The organism is Aquitalea sp. FG25 (genome assembly GCF_057809375.1).
The window spans coordinates 32303-53249 of record NZ_JBMDJV010000009.1 but is presented as its reverse complement, the minus strand read 5'-3'; the positions used below and the strand labels follow the sequence as shown (position 1 = coordinate 53249).

The following is a 20947-nucleotide window of genomic DNA, read 5'->3' as shown; positions in this document are numbered from 1 at the left end:
TCTCCGCAAGTGCTGGTGCAAAAGTGCAGAGACTGAAAGAAAACCGGGCTAGTGCGATACCGGAACAAAGAGCAGTTTCACCAGCAAGCCAGCAGGGGCAGCGCTGGGCTGCCGTGAATTCTGCGGCAATACGGGCGCAAGGAATCAATCAAAACGCAGGGTGTAGCGAGACTCCACCGATGTATTGGTACCCGCGCGCAACACCATGGACCATCCCTTGCTCAACTGGTACGCCAGCTTGACGGCCTGATCGGCACTGGTCACACCGTATTCGTAACCAAGATACAGTTCACGGGTGAGCTGCCGCCCTACCGTGACCACCTGCTCAGCCGGGCTCACGGTACCATTTGCCAGGGTTCTTTCCTTGCGGCTGGCCATGCCCAGTTCATCGAACAGGCCGACGTGGTCGTTAATCGAGCCGGCCAACATCATGCCGGCAGATGCGGCAAGCGCGGAGTCATCCCGGTCACCACTGGCCGCATGGCCGAGCACCAGCCAGGCCAGTTTGTCCTTTTCCGACATCGATTCATCCGCCACCAGGCGGATGCGCGGTGCAGATACACTGCCAGACACCTCCACCCCGGCCCCGACAGGCGACAGGTGGCGCTTGGCCACGACATTGAGTGCCGGATTATCTAGCGGCCCTACAAAACTGATGATGCCCTGCTCAATATCCAGATCCTGGCCATAAGCCTTGTAGCGGCCTTTCACTACCCTGACCTGACCACGTGCACCCGGCGGTAGGCCGGGATTGGCCGTTACCTTGACCACCCCGGTCAACTCCACATCCAGACCCTGGCCGACAAAGCGGAAGCGGTCTCCCAGATCCAGATCCAGCGCCACGGTCAACGGTAGGCTGGCAAAAGCTGACGGCTCGGCCGCGCTACGGCCCTTGACCACCACATCGTCGCTCAGCGTGGGCGCTCCGCCCTTGGGCAGGTCTATTCGCCCCTGATCCGCCCGAATACGGCCAGTCAGGGCAATCTTGTGCTCCACCATGCTCAGTTCGGCGTTGCCGGAAACCACCAGCTTGCGGCTGGGCTTGTCAAAGACGCTGAACTTGTTGAGCACCACCCTGACCACCGCATCCGGCCCGGCGTCCTTCAAATCCAGACTGCCGCTGGCCACCACATCTCCCTGTCCACTGGCAAAGCGCAAGCGGTCCAGCACCAGGCTGCGGCCATTCAGGTGTGCCTGCAGCACGCCATCTCCCAGGCGGATGCCGGTTCGGTGATCGGACAATAGCAACTGGCTGCCCTGGATATTGCCTTGTCCTTGCAATTGACCTAACGGGCCAGTCAACGCCAGATTGGCAGACAATTGGCCACCCAGCTCCAGTGCCGGGGAAGACAGCTGCGCCAGTGCTGCCAGTGATGGCAAGGACACCGTAGCGGTGGCGGCAAGCGGCGTCCGGGCGTCGATATGGCCACCATTCCACGGCAGGCTGCCTTTGCCGGTCAGCTGGGCATACTGGCTGTCGATGGTGGTATCGAACCGCAGGCTGCCGCCATCAAACCGCATATTGACTTGCGCCGATCTCAAGCCTAGCGGCGCAGGCCGCCCTGCCTCAGCAGGCAGACGGATATCACCGGCCACCCGCTTTAGCCAAAGCTGCCCTTGTGGCTGCTTGCCATTGAGATTCAAAGCCCAGGCACTATCCAGCACCAGATTCTGTTCCACCTGCAATGGCAACAGCGGGGCCAGGTCGGCCAGGTGCAGCCCTTCGGCATGTCCACGGGTAGACAGAACCCCGTTGCTGCTATCCAGCTCGGCCAGCGACACGCTCCCGCCCAGCACATTCAGACGTGCAGCACCCAGGCGTATTCGGGCGGCACCCGCCTCCAGCGCCAGCGGCGATTGCAGGCTGAGTCCAGGCTTGCCAGATAGCTCCAGCCGCTCCAGCACACCCTGCCATTGCCCGCTGTTAACGGGTAAACCACCACTGGCAGCCAGTTGCAGTTGATAGGCCTGTCCGGCCAGACGCAAGCGGCCATCCAGCTGAACATGGTGGCGCGTACGCGTGCCATTGCCTTGAGCTCGCAACTGCTCAGCACTGAAGCTGCCGGCCTGCAGCTTGTCTGCAACCAGTTGCAATCGGAAGGGGCTGCCAGGGTCAGCCTTGATGTCACCATCCAGACTCAGACTCTGTACAGACAAGTCACCAGGCAGATGCAGCCGCTCAGCGCGCAGACTTGTGCTGAGCAATGGCGCTTTGGGCGTGCCTGCCAGTTCGGCCTGCCCCTTGACGGTGCCGGAAAAACCACGCCCCAGCAGGGAGAGATTGGGGGCATCAATCAGCAGTTTGAGCTTGTCTCCAACCGCACCATACGCACCACTGGCTTGCAGGCGGTTGTTGGCCAGCGTGAGATCGGCCAGTAACTGGCGCAAGCGCTGGCCCTGCCAATCCGCCGTCAGTTGGCCGCCCAGCGGAGCACCGGACAAGCGGCTGGGGGCAAACTGCACAGCCACCTTGCCGGCTAATGGCTGGGTCAACTGACCGCTGGCCTTGATGGCCGCATTCAACTCACCCGCAGGCAGGCCGGTTTGCAGCCGGGATGGATCAGCCTTCAGCAGCTTGCCTTCCAGCTGGTATAGCTGTTTTCCTTCCAGCCCCAGTTTGCCGGACACGTTCATTTTGCCTGCACCGGCGGTCAGATCCAGCTGGCGCAACAGCAATGTCCGGCCCGCAGCATCCTGTTCGAAACCCAGCGCGGTTTCCAGCTGCAGGGCCTTGCCGTACAGGCTGGCCCGGATATCTGGCCCCACCAAAGGGCCGGCGATGCGTGCAGTTCCCCTGATGATGTCGTCAGGGGCTGCCGCATGCAGCGATTTAAGGCTGATATTGTGAATGAGCGCCACGATGTCGAGTGAGCGCGGCTCCACCTTGCCCGTCAGATTGAGCTGACCAGCACCCAGCTGGGCCATCAGCTTGTCCAGATACAACACCTTGTCATCTGCACGGAACTCCCCCACGAGCAGCGACAAGGGAAGCTGGCTGGCAGATACCGGACCCGGCTGGCTGTTGAGCAGGGACAAGCCACCCTTGATGCGCACACCGCCATCCGGCTCCGCATGCACGGCAAAGCCCAGCCGCGCCTTGGGCCAGGCCGGGAAAACAGACTGGGGATTGATGCCGCCCACCCTGACATCCAGTCGCCCGAACCGGTTGTAAGGGTTAAAGGCAAAGGGCCGTAAGGTACCGTGGGCTTCGGCCAGCATGCCCTTGCCGCTACCTGTCGCATCCAGCTGCAACGCCAGCAGGTTACCTGCCAGCTTCAGATCGGCCTGTACGGGAATCTGCTCCAGCTCTCCCTGGGCCTTAAGCTGGCCATGCGTGGCAAACGGTGTGGTATCGGCAATGTTCAGCCCGGCGCTGGCACTGCCCCACGGGGTTTGCAGGCGTTTTAGCTGTAACTGATGCTGTTGATGCTGATAGGCATAGCTGGCCTGCAAACCATAAAACCGGACATCGGCAGGCAGCAGGGTCAGGCTGGCCAGTTGCAACTGCTCCACCCGGATGTCCAGCGGCAGGGAGAGTGAGGCCGGCGCACCTGCCGGTGGCGTGGCCGGGGCGGGACGACTGCTCAGCCGTACATGGCCGATATCAAGCAGCTGCACCTGCAGACGGCCCTGCCACAGGTCTGCGGGCTGCCATTGCAATTGCAAGCGGTCGATATCGACATCTTGGTAGCGTGAACGCCAGCGGATGTCATGCAAGGTAAAACCGGACCACAAGCTTCCCTCACTGCGGGCAATGCTCAACTGTTGATTGCTCAATGCCGGTAACTGCTGACACAGCCAGGCAAAACCCTGGGCATTGCCAGTCAGCCATGTGAGCGCGGCCAGCAGCATGCTCAGCAGTAGCAAGCACAGGCCAAGCTTCCAACGGCGACGGGGCCGTCGGGGCGGCTGCGGCGCTTCCGGCGGCAGCGCCGGATCTGGCAATGCTTGCCCCGGCATCAGAACGCCAGCCCCAGGCTCATGTTCCAGCGCAGCTTGCCGTCTTTTTCCGCCTTGGCAATATCCATGGACAGCGGTGCCACCGGGCTCATCCAGCGCACACCGATACCATTGGAGTGCTCCAGCTTGAAGCTTTGCCAGCTTTGCGCGGCATTACCGGCATCGTGGAACAGGGCAATGGCCCAATCCTTGGCAACGGGAATCTGGTATTCCAGGGTGGCGGTTGCCACCACCCGTCCGCCCACCACGGCACCGTCGGCACCGGGCAAACCCAGGCTCTGGTAGGCGTAACCGCGCACACTATTGGAGCCACCGGCACGAAACAGCTGAGAAGACGGTACTTCATCACTGTCCTTGGCCCACACCTGGCCGATTTCCAAGCGGGTCAGCAAGGTGCCGTATTTGGGCCAGGGGCTCCAGTAGCTCACGCCACGCGCATAGCCGCGCACAAAGCTGGTGGTGGACAGTACGCCGCCTAGCGTGCTGGAAAGCGAAGCATCCAGCAGGGTGCCGGAACGGGGCCGCAGGCTGTCGTCCACATCACGCCGTGTCCAGCCAAACACCCCGAGCAGGGCGCGGGTGTTATTGCTGGGGGTATTACCGATGGTTTCCTTTTCCTGGATGAATTCCACTCCGAAACGGGCATTGATTTTTTCATGCGAGCGGATACGCCAGGCCCCGGCATCAATGGTGGTGGTTTTCACCCCCTGGATATCGGTCTCTTTGAATGAAGACGTGATGGAGTGCGAGTAATTGTCTGCCTGACGCGGAAAGCCCAGACCAAAACTGAGGTTGCGGTCGCTGTTTTTCCAGTCCAGCAAGGCTGAACCGGTCCAACCCTTGCCAAACAGATTGTAGTAGTCATAGCCAATACGGGTACCCGGGCCGTCTTCCGAGTCATAGGTCAGGCCCAGCTCCAGCTTCTGCTTGGGAAACTCGGTCAGGCTTACCTCTACCGGAACCTGGTTATTGTCGATGCGTGCCATGTCGGCATTGACTACCACGCCGGAATACTGGGCTGCCTGTTCCAGCGCTGCCTGGTAGTCCAGCAGCTTCTTTTGCTGGTAGGGATCACCCTGCTGGAAGTCGGCAAGGCCAGTTGCCACGCTGACTGGGTAGCGCTTGTTACCGCTGATATGGGTAGGACCAAAACGGATCAGCGGACCGCTGTCCAGCTGTACCAGCAGTTGGCTGCGATGCGTTTGTGGGTCGATATCCGCCTGGCTCTTGACGATGCGGGCCAGCGGGAAACGATCAACAGAGAGCAAGCGCAGGATGGCCCGCTTGCTACTGCTCCAGTCTTCCTGCCGGTAAGGTGCACCAATGGGAAGCGACCAGGCCTCCAGCACTGCCGCCAGCCGTTGCTGGTAATCGGCTTGCTGACGGATGTCGCCGCCAAGTTGCAGGGTAACGTCGTCGATGATGACCGGCTCGCCGGGTTCGACCCTGATGACATACTGATGCTCGCCCTGCTCTTCCACGCGGATGGTTGACGTGAAATAGCCTTCGGTCTCCAGCAATGCCTGCGCTGCGCCCGGTGTTTCCTTGATGATGGCCTGTAGCTGGAATTCATCCAGATCCGGGTCGCTGCGCGCAGCAACCAGCTCAAGATGATCACTCAGCAGGCTGGCCAGTGTCGACGGCGCATCCACACTGACGGTGTAATCCACCTTGGCCCACACTGGTGTAGCACACAGTGTCAGGGCAAGAGCGGATGACAAAGTAAGGGGAGAGGTTCGTGGCAGCATGTCGGCATTCATCTGGAATCCGACTGATGGTAGCGAAACTGGTTCAGTCTGGCGAGGGCTGTCGACATGTACGACAAAACGTCCTGCCATAAAAAATGGCGGAATCATCCGCCATAAGACTTGAGAGAGATAATATGCGACTCGCCAGTGGCGGGCCGGGACTGCAGGCAGTTCTGCCCGGCCTTCCGACCGGGCTGGCTGCTTACTTCTTGCGCTGCGGCGGCAAATCCGTGCAGCTACCCTCGAATACTTCGGCGGCCATGCCAATGGATTCGCCCATGGTGGGGTGCGGGTGAATGGTCTTGGCGATGTCTTCAGCATCGCAGCCCATTTCAATCGCCAGGCAGATTTCACCAATCATGTCGCCAGCGTGCGGGCCGACAATGCCACCACCAATCACCTGATGGGTAGCCGGATCGAAAATCAGCTTGGTGAAGCCTTCATCACGACCGTTGGCGATGGCGCGACCGGACGCAGCCCACGGGAAGACGGATTTCTCCACCTTGATGCCCTGCTTCTTGGCTTCGTCTTCGGTCATGCCCACCCAGGCCACTTCCGGATCGGTATACGCCACGCCCGGAATCACGCGGGCGTCGAAGAAGGCTTTGTGCTCAGCGCAGTTTTCTGCTGCCACATGGCCTTCATGCACGCCCTTGTGTGCCAGCATCGGCTGGCCGACGATGTCACCAATGGCGTAGATGTGCGGCACATTGGTACGCTGCTGCTTGTCCACCGGGATGAAACCACGGTCGGTCACCGCCACGCCGGCGTTTTCCGCACCCAGCAGCTTGCCGTTAGGCGCGCGGCCGGTGGCGTACAGCACCAGGTCGTAACGTTGCGGTTCTTTCGGCGCCTGTTCGCCCTCGAAGGTGACATACACGCCGTCTTCCTTCGGCTCGACAGCCACGGTCTTGGTATTGAGCATGATGTTGTCGAAGCGGTGGGCATTCCACTTCTGCCATACCTTGACCAGGTCACGGTCGGCACCTTGCATCAGGCCGTCCAGCATTTCCACCACGTCCAGGCGCGCGCCCAGCGTGGAGTAAACGGTACCCATTTCCAGACCGATGATGCCGCCACCGATGATCAGCATCTTTTCCGGTACGGCTTTCAGTTCCAGCGCGCCGGTGGAGTCCACCACTCGCGGATCATCCGGAATGAACGGCAGTTTCACCACGCGCGAACCGGCGGCGATGATGGCGTTCTTGAACTTGACGATGGTCTTCTCGCCGCTCTCATCACGACCGTTGCCGGTGGTGACCGACACTTCGATGTGATGCGGGTCGATGAAGCGGCCATTGCCACGCACGATTTGCACCTTGCGCGCCTTGGCCATGCCGGCCAGGCCACCGGTCAGCTTGCCGATGACCTTTTCCTTGTAGCCGCGCAACAGGTCGATATCCACTTCCGGCTTGCCGAACTTGATACCGTTGGCGGCCAGATGGCTCACTTCGTCAATCACGGCAGCATTGTGCAGCAGCGCCTTGGACGGAATGCAGCCCACGTTCAGGCACACGCCACCCAGGGTGGAGTAGCGCTCGACAATGACCACTTTCTGGCCCAGGTCGGCAGCACGGAAGGCGGCGGAGTAACCACCAGGGCCACCACCCAGCACCATCACATCGCATTCGATATCAGCACTGCCACCGTGGCTGGCGGCTACCGGTGCCGCCGGCGGGGCAAAACCGGCATCAGTATGCGCCGAGGCAACACCGGTGGTTTCCAGCGGCTTGGCTTCAGCCGGGGCGGCACCAGCGGCCACTGCGGCTTCGACGATGACGATCACATCACCTTCGCTCACCTTGCCACCTACGGCTACTTTAACTTCCTTCACCACGCCGGCGGTTTCCGCCGGTACTTCCATGGTGGCCTTGTCGGTTTCCAGCGTGATGAGGCTGTCGTCCTTGCTCACCACATCGCCCGGTTTCACGAAGACTTCGATCACGTCCACATTGTTGTGGCCGCCGATATCCGGGACTTTCAGTTCAATCAGATTGCTCATGGCTTTTCATCCGTTGGGCGCGGGCCCGCATGCGGGCCGCACCAGTGTTCGGCAGACGTGGACGGGCCACATGGACCCGTCCGACCCGATCATCAGAGGATCAGGCGACGCACGTCGGACAGCAGCTTGCCCAGATGCACGGTGAAGCGTGCGGCTGCAGCACCGTCGATCACGCGGTGATCGAAGGACAGCGACAGCGGGCACATCAGGCGCGGTGCAAATTCCTTACCGTTCCATACCGGCTTGATCTGGCTCTTGCACACACCCAGGATGGCCACTTCCGGCGCATTCACGATCGGGGTGAAGCTGTTGCCGCCAATACCGCCCAGACTGGAAATGGTGAAGGTGGCACCTTGCATGTCGGTCGGCTTGAGCTTGCCTTCGCGGGCTTGCAGCGACAGATCGGTCAATTCCTTGGCGATCTGCTTGATGCCCTTCTGATCCACGTTCTTGATCACCGGTACCACCAGGCCATTCGGCGTGTCGGCGGCAAAGCCGATGTGGTAGTACTGCTTGAGCACCAGGTTGTCACCGTCCAGCGAGCTGTTGAAGTTGGGGAAAGCCTTGAGGGCTTCGGCAGCGGCCTTGATGATGAAGGCCAGCGGCGAAATCTTCAGACCGGACTTTTCCCACTCCTTGCCGATGGTCTTGCGGAAGTCTTCCAGCTCGGTGATGTCGCACTCGTCATTGAATGTGACGTGCGGGATCATCACCCAGTTACGGCTGAGGTTGGCACCGGAAATCTTCTGGATGCGCGACAGCGGCTTGGTTTCGATCGGGCCGAACTTGGCAAAATCCACCTTCGGCCACGGCAACAGATCCAGACCCACGCCGGAGCCACCCGCAGCGGCCGGGGCAGCAGCCACCGGGTTCTGCATCACGCCCTTCACGAAGGCCTTCACGTCGGCGTCGATGATGCGACCCTTGCGCCCAGTACCCTTGACGCGACCCAGGTCCACACCCAGATCACGTGCCAGACGGCGTACCGACGGACCGGCATGCGCCTTGGAGAAGCTGGCTTCGTTGATGGCTGGCAGACTGGTGCTGGCCGCAACCGGTGCAGCGGCGGCAGGTGCAGCGGCAACAGCAGCCGGAGCTGCAGCAGCTGCGGCCACCGGTGCAGCGGCGGCGGCAACAGCGCCTTCCACCACGACAATCAGGTCGCCCTGGCTTACCTTGCTGCCAACGGCAACCTTGACTTCAAGCACCTTGCCAGCGGCCGTGGCCGGCACTTCCATGGTGGCCTTGTCGGTTTCCAGCGTGATCAGGGAATCGTCCACGCTGATCACGTCGCCCACTTTGACGGACACTTCGATCACGTCCACACCGTTATGGCCGCCGATATCCGGTACCACGATGTCGATGCGACCGCTGGCAGCCGGTGCGGCAGGCGCTGCAACCGGAGCTGCTGCCGGAGCGGCGGCAACCGCTGCAACCGGGGCCGGAGCAACAGCAGCAGGCGCGGCTGCGGCCGGAGCCGGAGCCGCTGCGCTGGCGCCAACTTCGATAATGGCGATGACATCACCTTCGGAAATCTTGCCGCCCAGCACGGCCTTGACTTCCTTGACCACACCGGCGGCTTCGGCCGGAACTTCCATGGTGGCCTTGTCGGTTTCCAGGGTGATCAGCGAATCGTCCACTGCCACGGTCTGACCCACGGTGATGAACACTTCGATAATGTCTACATTGCTGTGCCCACCGATGTCGGGCACTTTCAGTTCGATCAGATTGCTCATGAGCTTTCCATCCGTAGAGCGGCGGCACCTGTGCAGTGCCGCCACCGATATTCGGCTACGTTGCGGAGCCTGCCCCGGCGGGGCGGGCTCCCTACCTCAAGCTTGGCCGTATCCGGCCCGGCCTTATGCCTTCCAGGAAGGCAGCTTGTCAGCCTTGATGCCGTACTTGGCGATCGCTTCGGCCACCTTGGCCGCTTCGATCTTGCCTTCGCGGGCCAGGGCGGACAGGGCAGCCACGGCGACGTAGTGACGATCCACTTCGAAGAACTCGCGCAGCTTGGCGCGGCTGTCGGAGCGGCCAAAACCGTCGGTGCCCAGTACCACGTAGCGACCCGGTACGTATTCGCGAATCTGGTCGGCGTAGTTGCGGATGTAGTCGGTAGCGGCAATCACCGGACCGCTGCGGCCTTCCAGCTGCTGCTCGACAAAGGACTTGCGGGCAGCTTCGGTCGGGTGCAGCAGGTTGAAGCGGGCAGCTTCCATGCCGTCGCGACGCAGTTCGTTGAAGGAAGTCACGCTCCAGATGTCCGAAGCGATACCGAAGTCATTGCGCAGCAGATCAGCCGCAGCCATTACTTCGCGCAGGATGGTGCCGGAGCCCATCAGCTGTACCTTCACCTTGGCGTCGCCGCCGTCCTTCAGCAGGTACATGCCCTTGATGATGCCCTGCTCGGCGCCTTGCGGCATGGCCGGGTGGGTGTAGTTCTCGTTCATCAGGGTGATGTAGTAGAACACGTCTTCCTGCTCGCCATACATGCGGCGCAGACCGTCTTGCAGGATGACTGCCAGCTCGTAAGCGAAGGTCGGGTCATAGGACACGCAGTTCGGGATCAGGCCAGCCTGGATGTGGCTGTGGCCGTCTTCATGCTGCAGGCCTTCACCGTTCAGGGTGGTACGACCGGCAGTGCCGCCCAGCATGAAGCCACGGGCGCGCATGTCGCCAGCGGCCCAGGCCAGGTCGCCGATACGCTGGAAACCGAACATCGAGTAGTAGATGTAGAACGGAATCATCGGAATGCCGTGGTTGGCGTAGCTGGTGGCTGCGGCAATCCACGAGGACATCGCGCCCGGCTCGTTGATGCCTTCTTGCAGCATCTGGCCGTCTTTGGATTCCTTGTAGAACATCAGCTGGTCGGCATCCTGCGGTACGTAGTTCTGACCCTGGGTGGACCAGATGCCGTACTGGCGGAACATGCCTTCCATACCGAAGGTGCGGGATTCGTCCGGCACGATCGGAACGATCTGCTTGGTGATGTTTTTGTCTTTGAGCAGGGTACCCAGCATGCGCACAAAGGCCATGGTGGTGGAGAACTCGCGCTCGCCCGAATCACCCAGCAGGCTATCGAATACATGCAGGCCCGGGATGGCCAGCGGCGCCTTCACCGGCTTGCGGGCCGGTAGATAGCCACCCAGCGCGGCGCGGCGTTCGCGCATGTACTTCATTTCCGGGCTGTCGTCGGCCGGCTTGTAGTACGGCACGTTCGGCAGATCTGCATCGGAAACCGGGATGCCGAAGCGGTCGCGGAATTTGCGCAGGCTTTCGATATCCATCTTCTTGGCCTGGTGGGCAATGTTCTGCGCTTCACCGGACGAACCCATGCCGTAACCCTTGATGGTCTTGGCCAGGATCACGGTCGGACGACCGTTGGCATTATTGGTGGCTTCGTAGTAAGCCGCGTAAACCTTGTGCGGGTCGTGGCCGCCACGGTTCAGTGCCCAGATTTCGTCGTCGGACATATTGGCCACCATTTCGCGCAGCTCCGGATACTTGCCGAAGAAGTGTTCGCGAACATAGGCACCGTTCTTGGACTTGAAGGTCTGGTAGTCACCGTCCACGCATTCATCCATGCGCTTCTTCAGCAGGCCCTTGGTGTCCATGGCCAGCAGCGGATCCCAGCGGCTGCCCCAGATGACTTTCAATACGTTCCAGCCGGAACCACGGAAGTCGCCTTCCAGTTCCTGGATGATCTTGCCGTTGCCACGTACCGGGCCGTCCAGACGCTGCAGGTTGCAGTTGATGACGAAGATCAGGTTGTCCAGGCCTTCACGAGCGGCCAGGGCGATGGCACCCAGGGATTCCGGTTCGTCCATCTCGCCGTCACCGCAGAAGCACCATACCTTGCGACCCGGAGTACGGGCGAGGCCACGGCTTTCCAGGTATTTCAGGAAACGGGCCTGATAAATGGCCATCAGCGGGCCAAGGCCCATGGATACAGTGGGGAACTGCCAGAAGTCGTCCATCAGCCACGGGTGCGGATAGGAAGACAGGCCGTTGCCGTCCACTTCCTGACGGAAGCTGTCCAGCTGCGCTTCGGACAGGCGGCCTTCCAGGAAGGCACGGGAGTATACGCCCGGGGCAATGTGGCCCTGGAAGTAGATCAGATCACCGTCTTGCTCGTCGTTCGGAGCACGCCAGAAGTGATTGAAACCAACGTCGTACAGGGTAGCGGAGGACTGGAAGGATGCAATGTGGCCGCCCAGTTCCAGGTTTTTCTTGCCGGCGCGCAGTACCAGCGCAGCGGCGTTCCAGCGGTTGATGGAGCGAATGCGATGCTCCATCTCGTGATTGCCGGGGGATTTCTGTTCTTTACCCACCGGGATGGTGTTCTGGTACGCGGTAGTCGCGTCGAAAGGCAGGTAGGCGCCACGGCGGCGGGTGCGCTCAACCATGGTTTCCAGCAGGAAGTGTGCGCGCTCGGAACCTTCGGTATCCAGAACCGACTCCAGCGCTTCAGTCCACTCCTGGGTTTCCAGGGGATCGATATCGTCAGGGAAGGTTGCAGCCATATCTCATCCTCACATCGGGGTGACGGGGGCCGGGATCAGGTCCAGACCCACTTTATTGTGTTACCGGATCGAAAACGAAAAAACGAACCGGACTCGTTAGGGACAGATTATAAACGATCATTTTCGCAATAAAAATGTTCATTTATGAAAAGGCCCTCTGGTGTTGCGGAGTGTATAGTTTCAGGAGGCAACAGCGGAATAGGCAATTAGGGTTATCACTGAATATTTGCTCCATTTATCAGGATATTGCGCTGCATCATGTTGTTTTTTTGCGATACCGCCTCCTGCAACCTCAACTCCAGTTTATTTCCCCGAATCCTTCTTTTCTTCTTTCAGCAATTTTTCAACTTCGCGCATGCGTGCCTCGATCGAAGAACGCAGATAGAAGTCGTCTCCTTTGGCTTGGGAGGCAAACTGATACTGTTCCAACGCCGCCTCGTAACGCCGCTCGAAGTAAAAAGCATTACCCAGTGCCGCATGGTAGTGCTGTGGGTCTTTGTCCGCATACAACCGGGCTTCACTGCGGTACAGCGTGGCATCGCGCGGATAACGACTTTGCAGTTGCCGCAGCAAAGCCAGCGCAGCAGGACGATTGCCGCTGTCTATGAGGACATCCAGCTCGGCCATTTGCAAGGGCTGGCTGTCCTTGAAGGACTGCTGCCCACGCCGCAGGCTGGCCAATGCCGCGCCCCAATCACCGGCCTCACGTGCAATCGCCGCCTGCTGCCCAAACAGCATGGGGTCTGCTGGCAAGCGGCTTTCCGCCTTGCTCAGTGCACTGCGGGCGGCTGACAACTGGTGGCTGGCCAGTTGCGCGCGCGACATCCCATACCACGCAGCACCTTCATTGAGATACTGACCTTTATCTAGCATGGTCTGGTAATAGCGTACGGCGTCGTCTGGGGCCAGTGTCATGACACGCAGTTTTTCCCGCACCAGCAGATAAGCAGTACTGTCCGCCCTCATTTTGACCGGATATTCCAGTGCGCGATTCTGCGCTTCGCTGATGCGCTGCGAGGTGACCGGGTGGGTGCGCAGGAAGGCATAGGCATTGTTGTCGCTATAGCGGTTGGCCGCTTCCAGTCGCTGGAAAAATGCCGGCATGGTGCGCACATCGAAACCGGCCTGTGCCAGATATTGCATGCCGACACGGTCGGCTTCGCGTTCGAAATCGCGTGAGAACGATAACTGATTGGAAATTTGCAAGCCCAGGCCGGCCGATAGCGTACCAATCGAGGCCTGACTTCCCCCGGCGCGCGATGCCAACACGGCAGCCAGCACGGTGCCCAAGAGCAATAGCGGGCTGGTGGCCGAGCTTTCCGCTTGCATGCGCGCAATATGGCGCTGGGTGACATGGGCGGTTTCATGCCCGACCACCGAGGCCAGCTCACCCTCACTCTGCGTGGCCACCACCAGGCCACTATTTACCCCCACATAGCCACCCGGCATGGCAAATGCGTTGATCTGCTTGTCGTTGACCACAAAATAGGTGAGGTGCAGGCCGGGAATGCGCACACTGGCCGACAAACGATGGCCCAGCGTATTGATGTAGTCATTGACTTCGGCGTCATCCAGCACGTCGCCAGCATCACGCATGGCGCGCATGAAATCCCGCCCTAACCTGGCTTCGTCAGCCATGGAAAGCGCAGTGTCGGACACATCGCCCAGATCAGGCAGAGAAGGCAGGTCGGCGTAGGCCCGCAACGGCTGGACCAGTGCCAAGGCCAACAGAGTGGCAAGCAAGGTTTTTTTCATCTTGGATGTGAACAGGCAACAGCGATTTGGTTGCAAGCTGATCCGGCAAACCGGTCAGCGCCCGGAATTGCCACAGCATAGCCCTGCCTTGGCATGCTGCCCAGCGCCAGGCAGTGCTTTCATGCCATGAGAATGGTTCAGATTTGATAATCAGCCGGTCCGGCCAGGCTTTGCCACGCTGCCTGCGTGGACAGATGCACTCTGCCGGCAAAACGCGCCGCCAAGCCGGCCCGCTGCAGGATATCCGCCACCGGCCCCTTGATTTCGGCCAGATGCAGAACCACCCCCGCTTGCTGCAAGGCCAGATCCAGCCCTTCCAGCATGGTTAATGCCGTGGTGTCTACCCGGTTGACCGCGCTCATTACCAGCACCACCTGTCGCACCCCATCCGACGGCCCCACCCTGGACAGCAAAGCCTGACGCACCTGCCGGGCATTGCCGAAGTACAGGCTTTCATCCACGCGCAGCAACAGCACGCCGGGCAGACATTCCACCGTGTGGCGCAGGCGGTTGCGAAAATGATGGGTACCCGGCACCCGTCCCAGCACGGCAATGTGCGGCCGGCTGCTGCGCCACAACAAGGTAGCGAGCGAAACCAGCACGCCCGCCATGATGCCACTGTCCACCCCCAGCAGCAGTACCAGGCCGAAGGTGAGCAGCCAGGCCACGGCATCGGCCCGCTCGGCCAGCCAGGCCCGGCGCAGGCTGGCCACATTCAGCATGGACAGGAGAGAGGCGATGATGGTGGCGGCCAGCACCGGCAGCGGCAGCCGTGCCAATACGCCGGTCGCCAGAAACATCAGCAACAGCATGCCTGCGGCGGTCACCAGTGATGCCAGCTGGGAGTTGGCACCGGCATCGGCATTAACCACCGAGCGGCTCAAGCCACCTGTCACGGGAAAGCCACCGGCCAGGCCGGCGGCAATATTGCACAGGCCGAGCGCCAGCAGCTCCCGGTCCGGATCAACGCTCTCCTGCCGCCGCGCCGCCAGCAGCTGTGCCACGGACAGGCTCTGCACATAGTTGATGAGCGCGATGAAGAAGGCTGGCATGGCCAGATCTGCCAGCCGGGAAAGTGGAATGAGCGGCAATGCCGCCACGGGCAGCCCTGCCGGAACCGGCCCAACCACCGACACCTGCCAGCTTGGGGGCAGCAGCATGCCCGCCAGCATGACCAGTACCGGGGCGGTGCGCAGCAGCACGCTGGCCACGGCGGCGGGCATGCCCAGCCGTTGCAATGCAGCCGATCCCCAGCGCCGCAGCCCCAGCAGCAAGGCCAGTGCGCTCGCCCCTACCCATAAAGAAGATGCCTGCCATGCTTCAGCCTGCTGCCACGCGGCCAGCAACCACTGCGGCAGCGAGTTGCCCGGCAAATGCAGGCCCGTCAGCGGCCCCAGCTGGGACAATACGATGAGCAGCGCACTGGCAGTAGTAAAGGCTGCCAGCACCGGCTCGGAAAGCAGATCGGCAATAAAACCCAGTCTGGCCATGCCCATGGCCAGCAGCATCAAACCCGACAAAGTGGCCAACCACAAAGCCAGCGCCAGATAGTCGCTACTGCCGGCGGCAGCAAAACGCGACAGGGTGGCTGCGGTCAGCAAGGACGTCAGCGCCATCGGCCCCACCGACTGGGCATAGCCACGCCCACTGATGGCATACACCAGCAAGGGGGCAACGCTGGCATACAAGCCCGCCTGTACCGGCAAGCCGGCCAGCAGGGCATACGCCAGGCTTTGTGGTATCAGCAGCAGGGTAACCACAACACCAGCGGTCAGATCGCCAGCCAGCCACTGGCGGCGATATGCGCCCACCCAGCCGGGAAACAGGCTGCTCAGGGCAGCCATCGCGACAGCTGGCGCGCCAACCACATGCCGGTCAGCATGGCGAGGACAAACCATGCACCTGCCGGCAGGGCCATGCCAGTCAGCACCAGGGCCGGGCCCGGGCAGATGCCGGCCAACCCCCAACCGATGCCAAACAGCACACTTCCCAGCACCAGCCGCACGGTCAGTCGGCTTTTGTCCGGCAACTGCATCGGCTCGCCCAGCAGGCTGTGACTTTGCCGTTCAGCACGGCGGAAGGCAAAAAAGGCAATACAGATGGCACCAGCCATAACCAGTGCAAGGCTGGGGTCCCAACGGCCAGTCACATCCAGAAAACCCAGCACTTTGGCTGGATTGCTCATGCCGGACAGCAACAGACCCAGGCCGAACAACAGACCGGCAATCAGCGCGGATAAAATTTTGCTCATGGCTCAGGCCCATCCCAGGCAATGACGCACGACATACACCGTCACGCCAGCACTCAACATAAAACTGAGGGTAGCCAGCAAGGAGCGCGGCGACAGCCGGGACAAACCACACACCCCATGACCGCTGGTACAGCCAGATGCCAGCCGTGTCCCCACCCCTACCAGCACGCCGGCCAGCAACAGGCGTGGCAGCGAGCTATCCAATTGCATGGCAGGCAGTCCGCCGATAAAAACCAGCCAAACAGCAGGGGCCAGCAGCAGCCCCAGAACAAAGGCCATCCGCAGCGGCCAGTCGCCAGCCCGGTCCAGCAAACCACCCAGCATGCCGCTGATACCGGCAATACGGCCATTCATCAACACCAGCCAGCTTGCCGCCAGACCAATCAGCATGCCACCGGCCAGCGAAGCCGCCGGGGTAAAGCTTGCCCAGTCAATCTGCATGTCCATTCCTTTATTCTTGAGACGGCGCGGTATCATCGGCACAAAACACGCCGTGCAGGGCCGCCAGCATGGTCATGGCTTCGGCGCTGGCGATAGTGTAGTAAATCCACTTGCCTTCACGCCGGGTACTGACCAGGCCTTCATTACGTAATACGCCCAGCTGTTGCGACAGCGTGGGCTGGCGGATACCGGTAAGCCCTTCCAGCTCAGACACGGTTTTCTCTCCATCAACCAACTGACAAAGCAGCAACAGGCGATCCTCATTAGCCAGGCTTTTCAACAAACTTGCCGCCCGGCTGGCATTGGCACGCAGTAACATCAAATCCATTGTTTCCATCCCAGAGGCCATTAACCGCAGTACCTGCTTACGGCAAATACCGGATTCTGCTCAAATTATAATATACATTATAGTATAATGATAACAGACAGGTGATGCCTGCAACACAAAACATCACGCCCTGCCTTTGATGTGGAGCCCGTCATGCAACAGCCCAAGCTTGCCACTTTTTTCGACCCGGTTACCGCCACAGCCACCCATGTGGTGTACGACCAGCCGGGCGGCCACGCCGCCATCATCGACCCGGTACTGGATTACGATGCCAAATCAGGTCGCACATCCCGCCGCAACGCCAGCCAGTTGCTGGACTTTCTGCACGCACAGCAACTGACGCTGCAGTGGATTCTGGAAACCCATGCCCACGCCGACCATCTCTCTGCGGCCGCCTGGCTGCAACAGCAGGCCGGCGGAAAAATCGGCATCGGCAGCGGCATTGCCCAGGTACAGAAAATTTTCCAGTCCGTCTTCAATCTGGGCGAGGATTTTGCCACCGATGGCAGCCAGTTCGACCATCTGTTTGCCGATGACGAGGTGTTTTACATCGGCAAGCTGCAGGCCAAGGCGCTGTTTGTGCCGGGCCATACCCCAGCCGACATGGCTTATCAGATCGGCGATGCGGTATTCGTCGGCGACACCCTGTTCATGCCCGACGTAGGCAGCGCACGCTGTGACTTTCCCGGTGGCAATGCCGCCACCCTTTACCAATCGGTACAGCGGCTGCTGTCACTGCCAGATAGCACACGCTTGTTCATGTGCCACGATTATCCCGCCGGGGAACGGCCGCTTGCATGGGAAAGCACGGTGGCGGAACAAAAGCAGCACAATATCCATTTGCATGCAGGCATCCAGGAAGCCGATTTTGTCGCCCTGCGCCAGGCGCGGGATGCCACGCTGGAGATGCCTCTGCTGATTTTGCCGGCCATTCAGATAAACATCCGCGCCGGTCACTTCCCCAAGGCAGAAAGCAACGGCGTGCCTTACCTGAAAATACCGCTGGATATGTTGTAGACTCAAACGTGTGTTTCAAACCGGGCCTTACAGCCATGCCATCCTCCGCCCTTCCTCTCGCGCCTGACTGTCTGCTTGATGGCCACGGCCAGCCCAGGTTCGGGCGCTATCAAGGCCGGATTGCCCAGCTGGACTGGCATGCGCTGCCACTTTCACCCTGGCAACGCTTGCTGCGCCCCCTGCGCCACAAACGCTGGCAATACCTGGCACTGACTCATCCTGACTATGTCATCGGCCTGGCCGTGGTAGACGTAGGCTGGACCGGCGCCGCCTTCGCCTATTTGTTTGATCGCCGCACCGGCCGCCTGCTGGCTGATGTGGGTGCTGATAGTTTTCCACGCCATCGCGCCCACGTGGCCGACCAGGCTTTTGCCGATGCAGGCTTTGCCAGCCGCTCCCTGTCCATCCGCTTTAGCCGCCAGGGTGCTTATCTGGCTGTAGACGTAAAATCCCCCACGCTGCAGCTGGCCGCACATATCGCCATCGACCACATGCCACCGGTACTGGCTGCCATTGCACCCGGCGACTGGCTGGCACATTCCACCCACAAGTCCGGCGCACTGGATGCCAGCGGCTTTGCCGACTGCCAGGGCCAGCGTTTTTCGCTGGATGGTGCCATTGCCAGCCTGGATTACTCCAATGGACTGCTGGCGCGGGAAACCGGCTGGCGCTGGGCCAGCGCTCACCGTGCCGGGCTAGGCTTTAATCTGCAGCAGGGCTATATGGGTAAAGCCGAGAACGCCATCTGGATAAACGATCAACTACTCCCGCTGGAAGGAGTAGGATTTGACTACGATCCGCAACACCCCCTGCGGCCATGGCAGTTGCGCAGCGATGACGGACTGCTCGCATTGCAATTCACCCCGGAAGGTCTGCGGTCGAAAAATCAGAATCTTCTGATCGCCAGTAGCCGTTATATTCAAGTGATCGGCCGCTTCGATGGCCATATCAGCCACCCGTCCAGCCAGGCCGTACATATAGTGCAAAACCTGGCGTGTAACCGAAGACCATTTCGCACGTTGGTAATGCCATGACCATCATTATCCGCCCCGCCAATTATCAGGATGTGCCGGCCCTGACCGCACTGACCGAGGAAATGGGCTACCCCTCGGATATCCAGGCACTGGGAGACCGGCTGACCATGCTGCTGGGCAGCCCCGACCTGCATCAGCTGTGGGTGGCCGAAATCCAGGGCGAAGTAGCAGGCTGGCTGCATGCATTCTGGCGACCGCTGCTGGAATCACCGGCAGCGGTTGAAATAGGTGGCCTGGCCGTAGGCCTGCGCTGGCGACGGCACGGTGCCGGTCGTGCGCTGATACACGTGGCCGAACGCTGGGCCCGTACCAAAGGTGCCACCACCGTCACCCTGCGCGCGGCCATCCACCGCGAGGAAGCACCGGACTTCTACCAGCGCCAGGGCTACAGCCTGAGCCAGAGCCAGAAAACCTTCCGCAAACAACTGGTTGATACGCCCTAAGCCCGCCGCCTCGGCACAATATCTTGCCCGCCCCCGCGCAACAAAGTTGGCCCGCCTGCCAAAAACTGGTCTACCATAGCCGCGCTGCCGAGCCGGCTGCCATGGCGAAATACCCCTGTTCGCGACTGACTACGTGTTAGCATGGCGCCCCGATTAGAGCATTCAATCTAACCTCAGCCAGGAGATCACGCGCATGGGTGTGCTGAATACCATTCTTGAGCACAATCGGAGCTTCGTCGAAAACCGCGAGTACGAGCAATTCAAAACCGACAAGTTTCCCGATAAGGGCCTGGCCGTCCTCGCCTGCATGGATGCCCGTCTGGTCGAGCTGCTGCCCAAGGCCATGGGTCTGAAAAACGGCGATGCCAAGCTGATCAAGAACGCTGGCGCACTGATCACCCACCCCTGGGGCTCGGTGATGCGCTCGCTGATTGTGGCAGTGTATGAACTGCGTACCGAAGAAATCTGCGTGGTGGCACATCGCGATTGCGGCATGCGCGCCATCGACCCCAACAAGATTCTGGCCCATGCCACCGAACGCGGCATCAGCGAAGAAACCATCGATACCTTGCGCAACGCCGGTATTGATCTGGACAACTGGCTGAAGGGTTTTGACAACGTGTCGGACAGCGTGCGCCATAGCGTGCAGACCATCCGCAACCATCCGCTGATGCCCAAGGACATTCCGGTGCACGGCATGGTGATCCACCCCTCCACCGGTCGGCTGGAACTGATTATCGACGGCTACACCGGTAAGCCTCCCGTTCACGAATGACACCCGCGCCAGCGCTGGGCCTGTTTGGCGGCACCTTTGACCCCATCCATGCCGCGCATCTGCGCATGGCGCAGGCCTTTCGTACCGAACTGCAGCTGGATGAAGTAAGGCTGATTCCCGCTGGCCAGCCCTACCATCGCCAGCATGGTCCGCATGCCAGCCCCGCACAGCGGCTGGACATGGTACAGCTGGCCATTGCCGGCCAGCCCGGCCTGCGTGTGGATGCCCGTGAAGTACAACGGAACAAACCGGCCTACACCATCGACACCCTGGAAGAAATCCGCGCCGAAATCGGCCCCGATCAAGTGCTATGGTGGCTGATCGGTGGCGACTCGCTGGCCAGCCTGCATACCTGGCGGCGCTGGACCGAGCTGTTCGCACTGGCCAATATCGCCGTTGCCCTGCGGCCGGGCTTTAACGAAAGCCGTCTGCCAGCTGCCGTGCGTACCCAGTGGCAGACACGCCAAGTCACTGATTTTTCAAATGGCGCGCCTTCCGGTACAATGCGCCCCCTGGCCCTGCCTCCACTGGATGTCTCGGCCACCGGGATACGCCAGCGCCTGCACAGCGGCGCTGACGTCGGGCAACTGCTCAGCGCACCGGTACTGGGCTATATCCGCCAGCATCAGCTATATCTCTAAAGTTGCAAGCCAGGCACTGCCGTTGATAC

General features: G+C 60.8%; 15 protein-coding genes. 5 read left to right on the top strand and 10 right to left on the bottom strand.

What is annotated here, in order from left to right:
- Positions 1-144 precede the first annotated feature (144 nt).
- From ACODR9_RS09855 to ACODR9_RS09810, 10 genes are all read right to left on the bottom strand, one after another.
- Positions 145-3960: a translocation/assembly module TamB domain-containing protein gene (locus ACODR9_RS09855; RefSeq protein WP_488809087.1), complete on the bottom strand. Its 3816-nt coding sequence runs from the start codon at positions 3958-3960 to the stop codon at positions 145-147.
- A complete protein-coding gene (locus ACODR9_RS09850; RefSeq protein WP_488809086.1) occupies positions 3960-5708 on the bottom strand; it encodes an autotransporter assembly complex protein TamA in 1749 nt (582 codons plus the stop codon). The genes ACODR9_RS09855 and ACODR9_RS09850 overlap by 1 nt, the downstream gene beginning before the upstream one ends.
- A gap of 202 nt (positions 5709-5910) precedes the next feature.
- Positions 5911-7710, bottom strand: coding sequence for a dihydrolipoyl dehydrogenase (gene lpdA / locus ACODR9_RS09845; protein ID WP_488809085.1), 1800 nt, complete (start codon positions 7708-7710; stop codon positions 5911-5913).
- A gap of 92 nt (positions 7711-7802) precedes the next feature.
- On the bottom strand, positions 7803-9446 hold the full coding sequence (aceF, locus tag ACODR9_RS09840; RefSeq protein WP_488809084.1) for a dihydrolipoyllysine-residue acetyltransferase: 1644 nt from the start codon (positions 9444-9446) through the stop codon (positions 7803-7805).
- A 123-nt stretch (positions 9447-9569) separates the two neighbouring features.
- Entirely contained in the window at positions 9570-12233 is a 2664-nt protein-coding gene (gene aceE / locus ACODR9_RS09835; protein WP_488809083.1) for a pyruvate dehydrogenase (acetyl-transferring), homodimeric type, read from the bottom strand.
- A gap of 303 nt (positions 12234-12536) precedes the next feature.
- Positions 12537-13976 carry a M48 family metalloprotease gene (locus ACODR9_RS09830; protein ID WP_488809082.1) on the bottom strand — a complete coding sequence of 480 codons (1440 nt, stop codon included), beginning with the start codon at positions 13974-13976 and terminating at the stop codon, positions 12537-12539.
- Between the two features lie 149 nt (positions 13977-14125).
- Positions 14126-15832 carry a SulP family inorganic anion transporter gene (locus ACODR9_RS09825; RefSeq protein WP_488809081.1) on the bottom strand — a complete coding sequence of 569 codons (1707 nt, stop codon included), beginning with the start codon at positions 15830-15832 and terminating at the stop codon, positions 14126-14128.
- Positions 15820-16239, bottom strand: coding sequence for a DUF6691 family protein (locus ACODR9_RS09820; protein WP_488809080.1), 420 nt, complete (start codon positions 16237-16239; stop codon positions 15820-15822). The genes ACODR9_RS09825 and ACODR9_RS09820 overlap by 13 nt, the downstream gene beginning before the upstream one ends.
- A 3-nt stretch (positions 16240-16242) precedes the next feature.
- Positions 16243-16680 (bottom strand): YeeE/YedE family protein, encoded by a 438-nt coding sequence (locus ACODR9_RS09815; protein ID WP_488809079.1) that lies wholly within the window; start codon positions 16678-16680, stop codon positions 16243-16245.
- A gap of 10 nt (positions 16681-16690) precedes the next feature.
- Positions 16691-17008 (bottom strand): ArsR/SmtB family transcription factor, encoded by a 318-nt coding sequence (locus ACODR9_RS09810; RefSeq protein WP_488809078.1) that lies wholly within the window; start codon positions 17006-17008, stop codon positions 16691-16693.
- Between the two features lie 153 nt (positions 17009-17161).
- On the opposite strand from ACODR9_RS09810, the gene ACODR9_RS09805 reads away from it, so the two are divergent.
- From ACODR9_RS09805 to nadD, 5 genes are all read left to right on the top strand, one after another.
- On the top strand, positions 17162-18025 hold the full coding sequence (locus ACODR9_RS09805; protein ID WP_488809077.1) for an MBL fold metallo-hydrolase: 864 nt from the start codon (positions 17162-17164) through the stop codon (positions 18023-18025).
- A gap of 35 nt (positions 18026-18060) precedes the next feature.
- Positions 18061-19059 (top strand): DUF2804 domain-containing protein, encoded by a 999-nt coding sequence (locus ACODR9_RS09800; RefSeq protein ID WP_488809076.1) that lies wholly within the window; start codon positions 18061-18063, stop codon positions 19057-19059.
- Positions 19056-19502 carry a GNAT family N-acetyltransferase gene (locus ACODR9_RS09795; RefSeq protein WP_488809075.1) on the top strand — a complete coding sequence of 149 codons (447 nt, stop codon included), beginning with the start codon at positions 19056-19058 and terminating at the stop codon, positions 19500-19502. Before ACODR9_RS09800 ends, ACODR9_RS09795 begins: the two co-directional genes overlap by 4 nt.
- A gap of 193 nt (positions 19503-19695) precedes the next feature.
- Positions 19696-20277, top strand: coding sequence for a beta-class carbonic anhydrase (locus ACODR9_RS09790; protein ID WP_488809074.1), 582 nt, complete (start codon positions 19696-19698; stop codon positions 20275-20277).
- Positions 20274-20918, top strand: coding sequence for a nicotinate-nucleotide adenylyltransferase (nadD, locus tag ACODR9_RS09785; protein ID WP_488809073.1), 645 nt, complete (start codon positions 20274-20276; stop codon positions 20916-20918). The genes ACODR9_RS09790 and nadD overlap by 4 nt, the downstream gene beginning before the upstream one ends.
- The last annotated feature ends 29 nt before the right edge of the window (positions 20919-20947 follow it).